Annotated in this window: 13 protein-coding genes and 1 pseudogene; 8 read left to right on the plus strand and 6 right to left on the minus strand. The window is 59.1% G+C overall.

What is annotated here, in order from left to right; genetic code table 11:
* The first annotated feature begins 20 nt into the window (after positions 1-20).
* From F3J17_RS11915 to F3J17_RS11925, 3 genes are read left to right on the plus strand one after another with little or no spacing between them, the layout of a single operon-like run.
* Positions 21-1,040 carry a proline racemase family protein gene (locus F3J17_RS11915; protein WP_167058007.1) on the plus strand — a complete coding sequence of 340 codons (1,020 nt, stop codon included), beginning with the start codon at positions 21-23 and terminating at the stop codon, positions 1,038-1,040.
* Positions 1,041-1,081: 41 nt separating this feature from the next.
* Positions 1,082-2,008, plus strand: a complete 927-nt coding sequence (locus F3J17_RS11920; RefSeq protein WP_345891180.1) for a shikimate dehydrogenase — start codon at positions 1,082-1,084, stop codon at positions 2,006-2,008.
* 56 nt (positions 2,009-2,064) lie between these two features.
* Positions 2,065-3,210 (plus strand): porin, encoded by a 1,146-nt coding sequence (locus F3J17_RS11925; protein ID WP_167058010.1) that lies wholly within the window; start codon positions 2,065-2,067, stop codon positions 3,208-3,210.
* A gap of 41 nt (positions 3,211-3,251) precedes the next feature.
* On the opposite strand, the gene F3J17_RS11930 is transcribed toward F3J17_RS11925, so the two are convergent.
* From F3J17_RS11930 to F3J17_RS11945, 4 genes are all read right to left on the minus strand, one after another.
* Positions 3,252-3,968: an aldolase gene (locus F3J17_RS11930; RefSeq protein ID WP_167058791.1), complete on the minus strand. Its 717-nt coding sequence runs from the start codon at positions 3,966-3,968 to the stop codon at positions 3,252-3,254.
* Positions 3,969-4,133: 165 nt separating this feature from the next.
* Complete coding sequence (locus tag F3J17_RS11935) at positions 4,134-5,255, minus strand: tyramine oxidase subunit B (RefSeq protein WP_167058013.1); 1,122 nt, start codon at positions 5,253-5,255, stop codon at positions 4,134-4,136.
* A gap of 59 nt (positions 5,256-5,314) precedes the next feature.
* A complete protein-coding gene (locus F3J17_RS11940; RefSeq protein ID WP_345891181.1) occupies positions 5,315-6,589 on the minus strand; it encodes an enolase C-terminal domain-like protein in 1,275 nt (424 codons plus the stop codon).
* 1 nt (position 6,590) lies between these two features.
* Positions 6,591-8,000, minus strand: a complete 1,410-nt coding sequence (locus tag F3J17_RS11945; RefSeq protein WP_167058019.1) for a DUF4147 domain-containing protein — start codon at positions 7,998-8,000, stop codon at positions 6,591-6,593.
* Positions 8,001-8,220: 220 nt separating this feature from the next.
* Here F3J17_RS11945 and F3J17_RS11950 point away from each other — a divergent pair, with 220 nt between their 5' ends.
* The 4 genes from F3J17_RS11950 (at position 8,221) to F3J17_RS11965 (ending at position 13,709) form a co-directional block, all read left to right on the plus strand.
* Positions 8,221-9,624: a PLP-dependent aminotransferase family protein gene (locus F3J17_RS11950; RefSeq protein ID WP_167058022.1), complete on the plus strand. Its 1,404-nt coding sequence runs from the start codon at positions 8,221-8,223 to the stop codon at positions 9,622-9,624.
* Positions 9,549-10,841, plus strand: a complete 1,293-nt coding sequence (locus tag F3J17_RS11955; protein WP_345891182.1) for a branched-chain amino acid ABC transporter substrate-binding protein — start codon at positions 9,549-9,551, stop codon at positions 10,839-10,841. Before F3J17_RS11950 ends, F3J17_RS11955 begins: the two co-directional genes overlap by 76 nt.
* Before the next feature lie 148 nt (positions 10,842-10,989).
* Positions 10,990-13,236, plus strand: a complete 2,247-nt coding sequence (locus F3J17_RS11960; RefSeq protein ID WP_240160936.1) for a PAS domain-containing protein — start codon at positions 10,990-10,992, stop codon at positions 13,234-13,236.
* A gap of 125 nt (positions 13,237-13,361) precedes the next feature.
* Positions 13,362-13,709 (plus strand): response regulator, encoded by a 348-nt coding sequence (locus tag F3J17_RS11965; protein WP_240160937.1) that lies wholly within the window; start codon positions 13,362-13,364, stop codon positions 13,707-13,709.
* 61 nt (positions 13,710-13,770) lie between these two features.
* On the opposite strand, the pseudogene F3J17_RS11970 reads toward F3J17_RS11965, so the two are convergent.
* Positions 13,771-14,118: pseudogene (locus F3J17_RS11970) on the minus strand (H-NS family nucleoid-associated regulatory protein); the annotation flags it as partial.
* Positions 14,119-14,391: 273 nt separating this feature from the next.
* Between F3J17_RS11970 and F3J17_RS11975 the strand changes: the two are divergent.
* A complete protein-coding gene (locus F3J17_RS11975; RefSeq protein WP_167058034.1) occupies positions 14,392-15,933 on the plus strand; it encodes a methyl-accepting chemotaxis protein in 1,542 nt (513 codons plus the stop codon).
* On the opposite strand, the gene F3J17_RS11980 is transcribed toward F3J17_RS11975, so the two are convergent.
* Positions 15,930-16,859: a LysR family transcriptional regulator gene (locus F3J17_RS11980; protein ID WP_167058037.1), complete on the minus strand. Its 930-nt coding sequence runs from the start codon at positions 16,857-16,859 to the stop codon at positions 15,930-15,932. The genes F3J17_RS11975 and F3J17_RS11980 overlap by 4 nt on opposite strands.
* Between the last annotated feature and the right edge of the window lie 47 nt (positions 16,860-16,906).

A 16,906-nucleotide genomic window follows, 5' to 3' on the forward strand; every position in this document is an offset into this window, starting at 1 on the left:
TCTTTGAGGACGTTTCAATCATGCGTTGGAAAAAGACCCTGCAACTCGTAGGCGTGCACTGCGAAGGCGAGATCGGCAAAGTCATTACCGGCGGTGTTGTCAGCATTCCCGGCGAGACGATGCTCGACAAGATGAATTACATCAACGAGGTCGACGACAGTTTGCGGCGTCTGGTGGTGCTGGAACCGCGCGGCTGTCTGCAGATGTCGGTGAATCTGCTGCTGCCGCCCACGCGGCCCGAAGCGCATGCGGGTTTCATCGTGCTGCAGTCAGATAAGGCGCATCCGATGTCGGGCAGCAATTCGATCTGTGTGGTCACGGCGCTGCTCGAACTGGGCATGGTGCCGATGGAAGAGCCCGTAACGACCGTGGTGCTCGATACGCCTGCCGGCCTGGTGACCGCGAAGGCGACGTGTCAGGACGGACGCTGCAAGTCGGTGTCGCTTGATATGGTGCCCGCGTTCGTCGAGCAACTCGACGTGGAGGTTGACGCGCAGGAGTTCGGCAAGATCAAGATCGATCTCGCGTTTGGCGGCGTCTATTACGCGCTCGTGGACGTGGAGCAACTGGGCATCGCAATCGCGCCCGAAAACGCGCGCAAGCTGGCCGACCTTGGCGTTCGTCTGCGTGCACTGATCGATAGCCAGGTGAAGGTGCAGCATCCGCTCTATGCGTCGATCAACCGGATCGCCTACGTGATGTTCCGCAATCGCGTCGATGGTACGACGTATCAGACGTGCACGACGCTTCCGCCTGGCCGGATCGATCGCTCGCCGTGCGGCACCGGAAGCTCCGCCAACCTCGCCACGCTCGCGGCGCGCGGGATCGTGGAGAAGGGCTCGAAGCTGACATCGCGCTCGACCATCGGCAGCGAATTCCGCGTGGAGCATCTGGGCGAGGCAGAGGTGGGCGGCCGCGCCGCAGTGCTGCCGCGGATCACCGGACGCGCGTGGATCTATAGCGTCGAACAGATGGGCGTGGATCCCGACGATCCGCTGGCAGCAGGCTTCATGTTGAGCGATACGTGGGGCGAGGGCTGATTCGGCGCGTAACGCTTTGCACAGTTGGCTGACCGCAAGCGGTGTTCTCTTGCGGTCGTCCCCTTAGAGAACAGAATTTGAGGAACATGATGATTACCGGAAAAACAGGCGTTTTCTTCATGGTAGCGGACCCGATTGACCAGGTTCGCACGCCGGAGATTTTTAATCAGGTATTCGAACAATTGAATATCGACGCAGTCATGGTGCCATTGCACGTGAAAGCGGATCATCTACCTGAGACTGTTCGATCGGTTTTCGAGTCGCCCACGACTCGCGGCATGGTGCTATCGATTCCGCACAAGACGGCCGCGGCGCAGCTGGTCGATCATCTGACGGCTGGTGCGCAGGTGGCCAATTCGGTGAACGCTATTCGCCGCAAGCCGGATGGCACGCTCGAAGGCGCGCAGTTCGACGGCATCGGTTTCGTCGAGTCGATGGATCGCTATTCGATGAACTATCGCGGCAAATCCGTTCTGTTGATTGGCGCGGGCGGGGCGGCGTCGGCCATCTGTACGGCCCTGGCCGAAGGCGGGATCTCGTCGCTGGCGATTTTCGATGTTGATTCGGCAAAGGCAGGCAAGCTCGCGCAAGCCATTTCGCAACGCTTTCCGATCCGCACGACGGTTCAAGAGAACAACGACCCAGCAGGATTCGACGTGGTGATCAACGCCTCGCCTGTGGGCCTCAAGGAGTCGGACCCGCTGCCGGTGCCCGCCGATCGCCTTGGCGTCGAAACGCAGGTGTGCGACATCCTGATGAAAAACCAGCCTACGCCGCTGCTTCGTGCCGCAATGGCGAAAGGCAACGCCGTGTTGCCGGGTTTCGACATGCTGATTCTTCAGTCCCCGCTGTTCCTGGAGTTCTTTGGCGTTAAGGAAGCCGCCGAACAATTGCGCAAGGACGATTCACCTGCACGTGACCTTTTGTTCCCTCACGAACTTCGCGGCATGGTCAAGTCCGCCGCATGATGTCGATGTAGCTGTTCCATAACAATTTATTTTAACGACAAAGGTTTGGATAACTAATGAAAAAAATGATATTGGCTGGATGCGTGGCAAGCTTTTCGTTGCCCGCACTGGCGCAAAGCTCGGTGACGCTTTATGGCTTGATCGATGAAGGATTCGACTATACGAACAATGTCAAAGGCGGCAAGGTCTATGAACTGCAAAGCGGCTATACGCAAGGCAGCCGCTGGGGTCTTAAAGGAAACGAAGACCTTGGCGGAGGTCTTGCCGCAATTTTCCAGATCGAAAGTGGCTTTGACGTGAATACGGGCAAACTCGGCCAGGGTGGGCTGGGATTTGGACGGCAGGCTTATGTTGGACTTGGTAGCGACAAATTCGGCGCGCTCACGCTCGGGCGGCAATACGATTCGGTGGTCGACTATCTGGCTCAGACCACCTCGAACGGCAGTTGGGGCGGTTACCTGTTTTCCCATCCGTACGATAACGACAATACGGACAATACCTTCCGTGTGAACAACACGGTCAAATACGCCAGCCCGAATATCGCCGGGCTGCAGTTCGGTGGCACGTATAGCTTCAGCAACGACACGAACTTCGCCAATAACCGGCAGTACAGCATCGGCGCACAATACACGATTGGCGGCTTGCTACTCGCAGCGGCGTATCTTCAGGCCAACAATCCGTCGGCGACGGCAAGCGGCGCAATCAACAACGGCGGCGACGAGAATTTCGTGGCGAAGCGCCTGCGTATCTTCGGTGCCGGAGCGACCTATGGATTCGGCAACGCCACCGTCGCCTTTGCGTATACGAATACGTTTGTCGCGCAGCCGGTTAGCTCAGGCTATGTCGGCGCGATCACGCCGGGCGGTGGTGCAACGCTATCGTCGTTGCGCTTCAATAACTTCGAAGTGAATGGAAAGTATCAGTTCACGCCCGCATTCTTCGTTGGCGCGGCTTACACGTTCACGCGCACCGATTTCAATGCGAGCAATGGCAAGTCGCATCCGCAGTTTCATAGTGTTGGCGTGATGGCCGACTACAATCTTTCGAAACGCACCGACGTGTACTTCCAGGGCGCGTATCAACATGCGGGCGGCGACAAGACCGGTTCCGTACTGGATGTTGCCTACGTTCCCGGTGCGGATGGTGTCTCGTCGACCTCGAATCAGGTTGTGGGACGCGTGGGCATCCGGCACAAGTTTTAAACAACTGACCCGGCGGAGTGCTATTCGCCGGGTTATGTTGTTCAAAGCATGCGTTTGAGCGCCGAGAAAAATAAAGCAGACTGCAGGCGTTCACTTTCCATTTGCGCAGCCACCGTGGCCGCGAGTTCGGCGCTGGCCGGGCGCAATGGTCGCCCAGTCGACATGGCGAGAACCTGCGATTCGCAGGCACGTTCGAGGTAGTACAGATCGTCGAACGCATAGTCGATACGCTCGCCGCACACGACCACGCCATGATTGCCCAGAAACGCAATGTCCTTGCTATTCATCGCGTTGGCAATGCGCTTCCCCTCGGCGGCATCCAGTGCCAGACCGTTATAGTCGCGATCCGATGCAACGCGTCCGTGAAATCGCATGGCGTTTTGCGAAAGGGTGGTGTCCAGACCGCAGTCTTCGATCAAGGTGAGCGCTGTTGCGTTCGGCATATGCGTATGCAGCACGCAGCGTTTCCCGGCGATCCGGTGAATGGCAGCATGAATGAACATGGCCGTGGGTTCGACATCGTGCTTGCCAGCCACCTTGTTACCATCGCCATCGACAATGACGATATCGTCGGGCTGTACTTCACGCCACATCAGTCCTCTGGGATTCAGCAGGAATAAGCCGTCATCGCCAGGAAGCATCACGCTGAAGTGATTGCAAACCCCTTCTTCGAGACCAAAGTGCGCTGCTGCGCGCAAAGCAAGAGCCAGGTCGTTTCGCAGGGCCGTGACCTGCCCGGAACGGTAGAGTTCACCCATGTCGATACTCGCCGCGTGGAGGTACGGAAAAGGGTGAAGGATCGCGTGCATATTCACAAGTATTACGGGCCTGGGTGTTGCAATCCAGCGACGTCGCGGAGGACGACGACAGAAAGCCCCTTTTTGACGAGGGGCATTTCAGATTGAATGTCTGTGAAGCGGCGTTTAGAAGCCAGCCGGCGTGTTCCAGAGATTCAGCGACTGGCCAATGCCTTTATCGAGCGCATTCTTGTAGAGATCGAAGCCCCAGCTGATATCGAACACCGCCATGCCGCAAGCGATAAAGAGAATTCGGTCGGCGGCGTTCTGGCGGCCCTTCTTGTTGCCGTTGACGACATCGCCAAGCCCAGTCGAATCCTTGAGTGAAGGCAGTTTGCCTGCGTCGATCAAACGATAAAGCGGACCGCCGATCACGCCGCTGTAATAGCCTTCCTTGTTGCCCGATGCGATGGCGTCTTCGACATAAGCTTCCTGCAATGCGGTATGGTCATACACGACCTTGCAATTCGTGAGAAACGATTCGTCGGTGTTGAAAGGACCCGAAGCGAGAATCGTCGCGCCAGGTTTGATCCATTCGTCCTTGAAAAACAGGGGTTTCAGGCGCGAGGCGGCTACCGTGATGACATCCGCATCGCGGAAGCCTTGCTCGGCCTCGTCCACGCCGACCGCGCGAATCCGGTATTTATCTTCGACCCAATTCGCGAATTCATTGGCCTTGTCGAGGAACACGTCAAAACAAACGACATGTTCGACAGAATCCAGTTGCGTCATGATCGCCGTGAAGCAGGCCTTGTTGATCGGCCCGCAGCCGATCACTGCCACGCTCTTCGCTTCGCGGTTGGCAAGATACTTTGCCGCCACGCCCGGCACTGCACCGGTGCGAGCCGCGCTCAACAGATTCGCCGACATCAGCGCGAGCGGTGCGCCTGTGTCCTTGTCGTTGAGCATCATCGTCAGGATCGAGCGGGGCAGTTCCTTTTGCGCATTCGCGTGATTCGAGCCATACCACTTATTGCCGCACACGTCGAAGCGACCACCCAGATAGCCCGGCATCGCCGCGAAACGGCGATCGGGCCCGGCCACCGGCATATTCGGGAATTTCGTTTCCTTCGGGAAAACGATGTTCATGCCGTGGTTGTTATGGTTCGCACCACCCATCAGATAATCGCCCTTGCCGAGCAGGCTGAAGGTTTCCTCGCAGACACCCACGCAGCGCGCGGCGTCCAGTACGCCCGCTTCGATCATGTCGGGTTCGGAGAGATACAGAAAATCGATTTTCGGATACATGATGCCTGCCTTGTTAAAGAGGGCTGAATGTGTTTGAAGCCGTATTGGCGGAAACTGGATCAGAACCGCAGGAGCGACGAGATATCGAACAATCGGCAGCCAGGACTGCGCGCGTTGGCGCGCATCAGGAAGTTGAGCTTTTCGATGCGTTCGCCCGAACGCGGCGCGCCGTTTTTCTGGAAGGGCACTTCAAGGCCAACGGAGAAGTCCATCACCACGTCATCAACCACGCCACCCGATCGCCCCGATGGAACGGCGAGCATGCGATGCTTTTCGGCGAAGCGATACGCGTCGAGCGCTTCGGTGATCGTGCCGACCTGATTGGGTTTGAGAACGAAACCGTCGACTGCGCGCGTTTCATGGGCGCGTTGCAGCAGCGGCAAACTCGTTACGGTCAGGTCGTCGCCCACGACTATCGTGCGCGGCAGAGCCTTGACGGCGGCGCTATAGCCTTCCCAGTCGTTTTCGTCGAGCAGGTCTTCGATAAAGACCAGGTCGAATCGCTCGCTCAAACGCTTCGCGTAGGCAATCAGTTCTTCCGTTGAAACCCGACGACCTTTGAGCAGATACGTGCCGGTTGCCTTGTCGTACATTTCGCTCGACGCACAATCGAGAGCAAATGCAATGCGTCCCGTATAACCGCAATCGTCGATCGCCTTTTGCATCAATTCCAGCAGGACTTCCGGATCATCGGACGGCGCGGCATAGCCGTATGAACTGGCTACTTGCGGCTTGTGACCGAGATAGTCGGTGAGCACATCGCCCAGACGCTGAAACACCGCAACCGCCATTTCGATGGCGAAATCGATGCTGTCGGTAGCGTACGGAACGATCAGGAATTCGTTGAACGCCTGTGTGAACTTCTCGTAGCGGCCGCCGTTGATGACGTTGAAGCAGGGCACCGGCACGGTTCGCACATCGCGTCCGGCGATGTGTTTGTAGAGCGGAATGGCGCGTGCCGCTGCCGCCGCGCGAAACGCGGCAATTGAAACCGAGTAGATGGTGTTGCCGCCCAGGCGCGCCTTATTGGGCGTGCCGTCGAGTGCGATCATGCGTTCGTCGATGGCACGCTGGTCGAACACGTTCATGCCTACGAGTGCCGGACCAATCACATCGCGCGCGATATCGACGGCCTTGTGTACGCTCAGACCGTTATAGGTCGACTTGTCACCATCGCGCAGCACGAACGATTCGTGCATGCCGACGGAAGTGCCGGTCGGTGCTGCACCCAGACCGACCGCACCGGATTCGGTGACGATTTCAACTTCAACCGCGGGGCGGCATTTGCAATCGATGATCTGCTGCGCCCGGATAGAGACGATTTTGTCCTGCACGTTATTTGCCCCCGTCGATAGCCGGAACATAAAGAATGTTCAGGTCGCAAAGATTGGTGCCGGTATTGCCGGTGAAGATTGCCGAATCGATGGCGTCGAGCGCCTCGAAAGAACTGTGCTCGCGCAGTGTCTGAAAGAGGCTGATGCCTTGTTTCGCGGCTGCCTCAAAGCTGGTGGAATCGGTGATGCCGCCCGCGACTTTGGCCGTGCCGTCGGTTCCTTCGCTGTCGATAGAGAGCAGGCACGCGCCTTGGGTTTTCGCTGCGGTGATCGCAAAGCTCACGGCCATTTCCTGACCTGGACCGCCGTGGCCTTTAATCACGCTGTTATCGGCGATATGCGTGGTGACTTCGCCGGAACTCAGCAGCACGCACGGCGGCTTCAGCGGATTGCCGTAGGTCTGGATCTCGCGCGCGATTGAGGCGAAGAATGTGCCCGCATCGCGGCTTTCTCCTTCCAGAAACGATGAAACAATCATCGCCGGCAGTCCCATTTCCTCGCATACGGTTTTCGCGTAGATGCACGAATCGGGCAGCGTATTGAGCAGAAAATAGGTGTTATCGGGAAAGGCTTTGGGCGTTTCGCCTTCGGGACCCGCATGCATCAGATAATCCACCACATTGGCCGGTAGACGCTCGGCAACGTTGCGGTTGACGATGGTTGCGCGCGCATCGTCCAGCGTGGTCATATCCGGGCCAATCGGCGTGCTTTTGTACGCGGCATAGGGCACGGCGATATCGCCGGTCGCGGGCGAGCCCACCGCATCGCTGATGCCAAAGCCGATCAATTCGGCGCCCACGGCCTGGATGCGCCTGGCCAGCATGCCGCCGTTGAGGGCGGAAATATGGCGACGCACTGCATTGATTTCGTAAATGCCCGCACCGGATTTCAGCAAAATATCGGTGGTATCGATTTCGTCCTGAAGCGAAATCCCGTCAATCGGGCACGACATCAGCGCCGAACTGCCGCCGCTGATGACTGCGATAAACAGATCGTCGGGACCCGCAGCATCGACAAGCTTGATAATTTCTTTCGAGGCGCGATGACCTTCTTCGTTAGGGAGCGGATGGCCGCCCACGAAGATCTCGGTTTTATTGAAGCGGTCGGTCTCCTCGTGAATCTTCACGATGGCGATGCCGCGCGTCAGCCGGTCGCCCAGTACATGATCGACCGCCATCGCCATATGGTTGCAGGCCTTACCTGCACCGATCAGATACACATGGCGCTTCTTCGCGAGATCCCACGAACGCGTGCCGATATGCAGCACGCTTCCTTCGAGCCGCATGATGCTGCGAATGCGCTGGTTGCTGTCGAGACGTGCGAGGGTTCGGTCGGCGATTTCGAGCACGATACGGCGTGAAGCTACGTCGCCCTGCGAAAGAAGCGCATCGGAATTGCGGATTTTCTGCATACCTGGGTACTCGATTCGATCTTGAGGAAAACGAATTCAGCGCGTGCGTGTTTTGAGTCTGTTTCGCGCCACCTCTGTTCGCGACGGAATAACGACGCTGAACTGGAATCGAATTTAAGTTTTTGACCTGTACAGAACCATGTACACTTCCTGGAGGTGTTTATTTACTGTGCAGGCCGTCACGCCTCTACAGTTATCCAGACCGACTGCTTTCAACGCCATGAATCCCGTCCTGACCCTGAACGCCAACGCTGAAGAACCGCTGACCCAGCAGATCGTCGGCGGCATCATCGATGCAGTGAAGGACAAGCGCTGGAGGCCCGGCATGCGGGTGCCAAGCATCCGCGTGTTCGCACAGGTGCATGACGTGTCCACCTTTACAGTCGTCGAGGCCTATGACCGGCTCGTCGCTCAGGGTGTGCTGGTTGCGAAAAGAGGTTCTGGCTTTTATGTGTCGGAGAAGAGCTGGAGCGCGCCGCGTATTGCGGTCGAAAAACTCGATGAGCAGCTCACGAACGGCTGGTCCGTGCGCAACTTCGCCGGGTCCGACGAAGGCACGATTCACGCAGGCGCCGGGTGGTTGCCCGATGCCTGGTTCGACAGCGACGGCCTTGCGCGTGCGTTGCGGCAGGCGGCGCTGCAGTCGGAGAATCTGCTTGGCTACGGACACGCGAAAGGGTACGAGCCGCTGCGCGCGCAAATCGTGCGTCAATTAGCCGAGCAGGAAACCGCGACCGATGTTGCGGGCGTGATGACGACGCTCGGTGCGAATCAGGCGCTCGATCTGATCATTCGTCAGTGCACCCAGCCGGGTGACACGGTCTTCGTAGACGAGCCGTGCTATAGCGACCTGCTGGTTGCTTTGAGGCTTCGCGAAGTCAAGTGCATTGGCATTCCCATGACGCCGGCAGGACCGGACATCACCTCGATCGAGACGCTATTCGAAACGCACCGTCCGCGGCTTTACTTCACCAACAGCCGGTTGCACAACCCAACCGGTGCGAGTTATAGCTCTGCCGCCGCTTTCCAGATCCTGAACGCTGCTGGCCGTTTCGATTGCCTGATCGTCGAGGACGATGTTTCTGCCGGATTGGTGCAATCACCGATGGTCACGCTTGCATCCATGGATCAGCTCAAACGCGTGATTTATGTCGGCAGCTTTTCGAAGACGATTGGCGCGGGTTTGCGCGTTGGTTTTGTTGCGGCCGACAAGGGCATTATCGAAGGGTTGTTGTATCAGAAGCTGGTTTCGGGCATGTCCACACCCACAGTCACAGAACGGCTCGTGAATTCCATCTTGTCCGAAGGACACCTACGCAAGCAGATGGAGCAGTTGCGCGATCGTCTCGCTATGGCGCAGGAGCGCGTGTGCCGTCGGCTTGAGTCCATTGGTTACGAGATTTTCTGCGAGCCGCGCGCGGGCATGTTCGTGTGGGCGAGACCTGCAGGATGGCACGGGGATTCGGCGGAACTGGCGGCCCATGCGTTGCGGGAGCGCATCATGCTTGCGCCGGGCAAGCTCTTTTACGGCGGCAACGTCACGACGTCGTGGATGCGATTCAACGTGGCGCATTCCCATTTCGACCAGCTCTACGCGTTTTTGGCGCAAGCACCTGGGCAATAGTCCGAAATGCGCCAGACATACGGAATCCCGTAATCGGCAGTGAGGAGTTCAACGGAGGGCGAATGCTTCGTCGAAGCGTGTGGACGATGGCTGTCATTCTGGCAAGCTGCGCAGTTGTTTCGACCGCGCAGTGCGAAAACGTGGACGTCGTCAAGATCGGTATTGCAGAGCCGCTGACCGGTTTCTCTGCCTCGTACGGCAAGGACGAGGAGAATGCCGCGCGGCTCGCATTCGAAGAGGCGAATCAGCAGGGTCTCGTGATTGGCGGGCGCAAAGTGCGATTCGATGTCGATGCCCAGGACGATGCGGGAGATCCCAAAACCGCGGTCGTGGTGGCCCAGCGTTTCGTGGACGAAGGCGTGAGCGGCGTGATTGGACATCACAACTCGGGCTGTTCGGTGGCCGCATCGGCACTGTATGCAAGCGCTGGGATTCCACAGATTTCCCCGACGTCGAGCTCGCCCACTTATACCGCGCAAGGCTTCAAGACGACTTTCCGCACGACGAGCGGCGATCGCCAGATGTCCGCGCTAAGTGCGCGCTATTCAACCCATCAACTGCACGCCAGGCGGATTGCCGTGATCGACGATGGCACGGACTACGGCAGCAATTTCGTCAGTCAATATGTGGCCGCCGTGGAGAAAGATGGCAGTGAAGTCGTCTCGCGCCAGTACACGACGCCTCAATCGGTGGACTTTCGCGCCATTCTCACCGTCATCAAGGGCGTCAACCCCGATCTGATTTTTTTCGCCGGACAGGATGTGCAGGCCGCTGGCCTGGCGAGGCAGATGCGTCAGCTAGGCATCAAGATCCGCTTCATGGGCGAGGGTGGATTCACGAACGAGAGCTTTCTGAAACTGGCGGGAGAGGGCGCACAAGGAATGTATAGTTGGGAGTACGGATTGCCTCTGGAAAGGATGCCTCGCGCCGCAGAACTCGATGGAAAACTGAAGGCGCGTTTTGGCTCCGGCATCGTGCACTATGCGCCGCTGGCTTATGACGCATCCTGGGCGATGATCAACGCCATGCAGCAGGCTGGCTCCACGGACCCCAGGCAATACCTGCATGCGTTGCGCACCGGTTCGTTCGATGGCGTCAGTGGCCGCATTGCCTTTGCCGCTAATGGCGATCTGCGCAATGCAACGGCCACGGTGTATCAGGCGAGGGATGGAAAATGGGTGCTGCTGGGTGTTGAGTCCTCGGCCGGCAATGAGTGAGTTGTCGGGCAATTTGCAGCAAGTTTGCGACGTATATATCAGCATGGGATAATTCCCTCATTGCTGCTTGAATCGATTTTTTCACCCCGATGCAGGTTTTGGCTTGTGTTCGAATAGCCACCGCCTGCCTGCAAATATTCAAACAATGATGGGATTGGCGATTGATCTTGGCGTCATGCTGGATGGGCTATCGGCCATCGCCTGGACTGTGTTTGCCGATGGCCGTGTCGATTTTGTGAACCGGAAGTGGACCGAATATACGGGCCTGGACATCACCGCGTCATTTGATGCGCAATGGCGGAACGCGATAAACCCTGACGATTTGCCTGAAGCGCTAGAACAGTTCGCGTCCATTCTGGTTTCGGGCCTCGCGGGTGAAATATCGGTGCGTCTGCGCCGTCATGATGGCCAATATCGTTGGCACACGCTGCAATCCAGCCCGATTTGCGATGCCAAGGGGGAAATCCTCCGCTGGTGCGTGCTGTGCAACGATATCGACGATCTGAGGCAAGCGCAGGAAGCGCTCAAGCGCCGCGAACTCGATCTGCAATTGATCGTCGAAAGCATTCCCGTGCCGGTCACGGTCACGTCGCCAACTGGCGAGGTTGAAAGTCTTAATCAGCTCACACTGGATTATTTCGGCAAATCGTTCGAGGAACTCAAGGCGTGGCGGGGCGACGAGGTCGTCCACCCGGAAGATCTGGCAGCCGCGGTCACCGGTCTGGAAACATCACTCGCAAACGGCGCGACCTATAACGTAGAGAGCCGCCACCGGCGTGCCGACGGGATCTATCGCTGGGCCAATGTGCGCGGGTTTCCACTGCGTGACCGCAATGGCGATATCCTGCGCTGGATTCTTCTTTCAATCGATATCGAAGACAGAAAGCGCGCGGAAATCACGCTTGCGGAAAGCGAGCGCCATCTCAACGAGACCATCAGCACGCTTCCCGCGCTCATCTGGACGGCGCGCCCGGACGGCACCGGCGAGTTTTTCAATCGCTATTATCTGGACTATGTCGGCCGCACGCTTGAGCAGGTGCGCGATTTCGAATGGACCAGCACGGTGCACCCGGAGGATCTTCCCGGCCTCATTGCCGCGTGGACGGACATCATGGCCAGCCGCATGCCGGGCGCTGCCGAAGCGCGCATGCAGCGTTATGACGGCCAGTATCGATGGTTTCTGTTCCGCACGAGTCCTTTGCGGGACCAGCAAGGCAACGTCATCAAATGGTATGGCGTCAATGTCGATATCGACGATCGAAAGCGCGCGGAAGAGGAACTGCGGCGTAGCGAGGCTTTCCTTGCCGAGGGCCAGGCTCTGGCCAGAATGGGCAACTTTTCGTGGCACGTCGATTCGAACGAAATCGCCTGGTCGGAGCAGCTTTATCACATCTTTGGCATCGAGCCGGGCACGACGATGACATTGGAGCGAATCATCGCTCATTGTCATCCCGACGATTTATGCTTTGTCACGCAATTCCTCGAACAAGGGCAGCGCGGCGACGCCGATATTGAGTGCCAGCACCGGATCGTGATGCCGGATCAGTCCATCAAGCACCTGCATCTGATCGCGCATCGTGCCAGCGATAAGCCGGGAAGCTACGAATATATCGGTACGACGCTCGATATCAGCCAGCGGCGCTCGTCGGAAGAAGCGCTCGACAAGGCGCGCTCGGAGCTTTTGCACGTTTCGCGGGTGATGAGCCTGGGCGCGCTGACCGCGTCAATCGCGCACGAAGTCAATCAGCCGCTGGCGGGCATCGTGACCAATGCCAGCACCTGCCTGCGCCTGCTTGCGGCCGATCCGCCCAATATCGAAGCCGCACAGGAAACTGCGCGCCGCACGATCCGCGACGGGCACCGCGCCGCTGATGTCATTGCGCGGCTGCGCGCGTTGTTCAGCAAACGTAGCGCCACGATCGAAGCCGTCGATCTGGGCCACACGGCGCGCGAGGTGATCGCGCTGATGCAAAACGATCTCGACCGCGCACGCGTGATCCTGCGCACGGAATTCGCCGATGATGTCCCGCTCGCGGGCTGTGATCGCGTGCAGGTGCAGCAGGTGATCATGAATCTGCTGCGCAATGCGGCGGACGCGATGAGCACCGTGAATGACCGTCCTCGGCTCATGTGGGTCAAGACCGAAGCCGAGCCGCAAGGCATGGTGCGTTTGTCGGTGCGCGATTGCGGTATGGGCTTCGATCCGGAGAGCGCGGAACGGTTTTTCGACGCGTTCTATACCACCAAGGACGACGGTATGGGCGTGGGGCTCGCGATCAGCCGCTCGATCATCGAAAGCCAGAGCGGGCGTCTGTGGGCGGAATTACCCGCCAATGCGCCTGGCGCCATTTTCGCATTCTCCCTTCCCGTCTACGTGGCCCCGCGTCTGTCGTAATGCCCGCGGGCAAGCCCGGACACATACTTCTGTATGGTGGACGCGGGTCCGCGAATCGGGCATCGTAAGGCGCCTGATTCAGGGGCAAACGAGGACGATTGCGCGGGGCAACGATGCGGGTAACGTTGGTCGATGATGACGAGGCACTGCGGGAATCGCTTCCCGATCTGGTGAATATATTCGGCTATGCCGTAAGCGTATTCTCTTCTGCGGAGGCATTTCTCGCGTCGGGAATCGCGGATCAAACCGATTGCCTGATTCTCGACCTCAATATGCCTGGCATGGGCGGCCTGGGACTTTTACGCGAGTTAAAACGGAATAGCCGGACATTGCCGGTGATCTTCATCACCGCCCATCAGGACGACGCGCTGCGCGAGCGGCTGCTCAGGCAGGGCGCGATCGATTGCCTCTATAAGCCTTTCAGCGATACGGCGCTGCTTGCGGCACTCAAGAATGCGCTGGGCGAGGACTGAAAGCGCTTTCGCTTTCCCGCGTGCGGACTTAAAAGTGAAGGTCGTCTAAAGAGGGGCTGGCTCAGGAGGCTTGAAGCGGTTCGGCTTTAACGGTGGCGAGGCGGGTGCCGGCAAACGGGTCGTCGCGCCAGTCCACGCCGGCGGGCTTGTTCGCGGGCTTTTCCTGGGCCTTGCGAACCGAAAAATGCTCGAGGGACTGTCCTGCGCTGGTCGCCTGGACCACCCATTGCGGGGCTGCGCCTTCGCCGTCCCAGCCATTACCAAACGCATCGCGATACTTTACCGCGAGCTGGCGGCGTTGATCTTCCGCGATTGATGCGGCAAGTGCTTCGGGCGTGATATTGAATTCGGCCATCCTGCGCTGCAGGTAAGCCACGATGCTGTCGCGCTTTCTTTCATCCATTCTGTTTGTCTCCGCCTGCCACGTATTCGTCGTGCAGGCCGGGGTAAATCATACCTCACCAGGATAACACAACGGACAATGCCTAATATGCCAGGCGCATCCATTCGTTATTGTGGGAAAGGCAACGTAACGAGTCATGCCACAGTCCAGGTCTTTACCCGACTCAAGAAGGGCAGACGGAGTGCCGATATGCATTCACGCGGCGTTAACCAAATGGTTAATTTTGCTTCCGTGAGCGACGTCTTTTGACGTTTTTTCCCCTGCCCTTCTTGAGCCGAAATGAAAGTCTCAACCAAGCTGATCCTTCTCGTCGGCACCGCGCTGGTCGGTGTCGTTTGCATAGCCGCGATGACGCTTTCGCAATTGAAGCAGTCGCTGGTCGAGAGCCGGCAGCAGGAAATCCGCAATCTGCTGCTTAAAGCCGAACATCTGGCGCTGTATTACCAGGGCCAGGAAGCACAGGGGAAACTCTCGCGCACCGATGCGCAAAATGCCGCAAAAGCGGCCATCAGCGAGTTAAATGCCGATAGTAAGAGCTATTACTGGATCACCACGACGGACAGCATTAACCTCGTACATCCGAATGCCAGTCTGATCGGCACGAAAACCGGCGGCAATCGTACGACGATTGGCGATCTCACGGATACGCAGGCATACGCACAAGGACTCAATCAAGAGCATATCGCACTTGTGGACGTATTGATCCACCGCTCTGCAAATAGCCCGCTCGAACCCAAGTTGCAGGGTGTCGTGGCGGTGCCGGCGTGGCAGTGGTGGATCGGCACCGGATTCTTCTATGACGATATCGACGCCGCCTTCTGGCGTGTCGCGCGCGCCATGATCGCGATCGCCGTGCTGATTTTCGCGGTGGTCGGCACGATGGCCTGGCTGATGACGCGCAGCATCCGCCGCGCGCTGGGCGGCGAACCCGCCGATGCCGCCGGGTTGGCCGCGCAGATCGCCGCCGGCAATCTCGCTGCGCATATTGCGCTGGCCAGCGACGACCGTTCCAGCCTGATGCACGCGCTGCACGAAATGCGCGGCAAACTTCGCGAGCTGGTGCAGGGCATCCAGCATTCCAGCGACTCGATCGCTACGGGGTCGTCGGAGATCGCGCACGGCAATGCGGATCTTTCGCAGCGCACCGAAGAACAGGCGGCGTCGCTCGAAGAGACGGCGGCGAGCATGGAGCAGCTCACGGCTACCGTCAAGCAGAACGCCGAAAACGCGCGCCAGGCGCGTCAGCTTGCGGTGCTCGCTTCCGAGGCGACGGGACGCGGCGGCAGCGCTGTCAACGAGGTGATCGAGACGATGCAGGGTATTGCCGACGAGTCCCGGCGTATCGGCGACATTATCGGCACGATCGAAGGCATTGCGTTCCAGACCAATATTCTGGCCTTGAATGCGGCGGTCGAAGCGGCGCGCGCGGGTGAAGAAGGTCGTGGCTTCGCAGTCGTGGCCGGCGAGGTGCGGGCGCTTGCACAGCGCAGCGCGGCGGCGGCGAAGGACATCAAGGCGTTGATCGGGTCGTCGGTGGCGCGCGTCGACGCGGGCTCGGGCCAGGTTGCGGTGGCCGGCGAGCGCATGCGGGAAATCGTGCAGTCGATCACGCGTGTGAGCGACATCATGGGCGAGATCGAGGCCGCATCGGTCGAGCAAAGCACCGGTATTGAGCAGGTCAATCTTGCGGTCTCGCAGATGGACACCGTCACGCAGCAGAACGCGGCGCTGGTGGAGCAGGCCGCGGCTGCCGCGGCAGCGCTCGACGAACAGGCCGTTCGGCTGCGCTCGACCGTGGCGGTTTTCCGTATCGCGGCTTAAGCGCGAGAGGACGCAGCGCCTGGCGCCGAAGCGCCGAACAGACCCACAACCACGGCCCGCAGCCAGCGGTTGCCGGCCTCCTGGTGATAGCGCGCGTGCCAGTGCTGCCGCACGGCGAAACCTTCAACGGGAATCGGGCAGGGATGGACCGCGAGATCGCCGGCCTGCGCCAGCGTCTCGCCGATATGGCGCGGCAGCGTCGTGATCAGGTCCGTGGTCTGCACGATCGCGCCCAGACCCAGAAAACCCGGCAATTCGAGCGCAATTTGCCGCTCGATCCGCTCCCGAACCAGCGCCTGTTCGAGCAGCGCCGTGCCGGTTCCCGCCGTAATGGCCACGTGAGCCTCGGTCCGGTACGCCTTGATACTGAGCCGCTTGCGAATGCGCGGATGATGGCGATTCGCCAGACACACCCAATCCTGCTCGTAAAGCTGCTGCTGATAAATGCCGCCGCTGAGCCAGGGCACGTATCCAATCGCCAGATCCGCCTCGCCCGATTCGAGCGCGCGTTCCGTATTGCCGTCGATTCGTGCGGCTTCCAGCCGTACGCCAGGCGCTTGCGCACGCACATGGGCGAGCAGGCGTGGCAGCAGCGTCACGTGGCTCGCATCGGTCATGCAGATGCGAAAGCGCCGTTGCGCCGTGGCTGGATCGAAGGCAATTTCCCACGCCGCAAAGCGCCGCAACGATTCGAGAATTTCCCGGCACGGACCGATTAGCGCCTCCGCCTGGGGAGTGGGCATCATGCCGCCCGGCGTGCGAATAAAGAGCGGATCGTGCAGATGCTCGCGCAGTCGTGCGAGCCAGATGCTGATGGTTGGCTGGCTTTGACCAAGTTGTTCGGCTACGCGCGTGACGCTGCGCGTGTCGTAGAGCAGGTCGAATAGCTGCAACAGCTTGAGGTCCGGCAGATCGGCGGGAGTCACGGCGTTTCACCATTATTGCGTGAGGCAATGACGTCATTGTAGCCATT

The sequence above is a fragment of the Burkholderia sp. Ax-1719 genome (assembly GCF_011753055.1).
Lineage (GTDB): Bacteria > Pseudomonadota > Gammaproteobacteria > Burkholderiales > Burkholderiaceae > Paraburkholderia.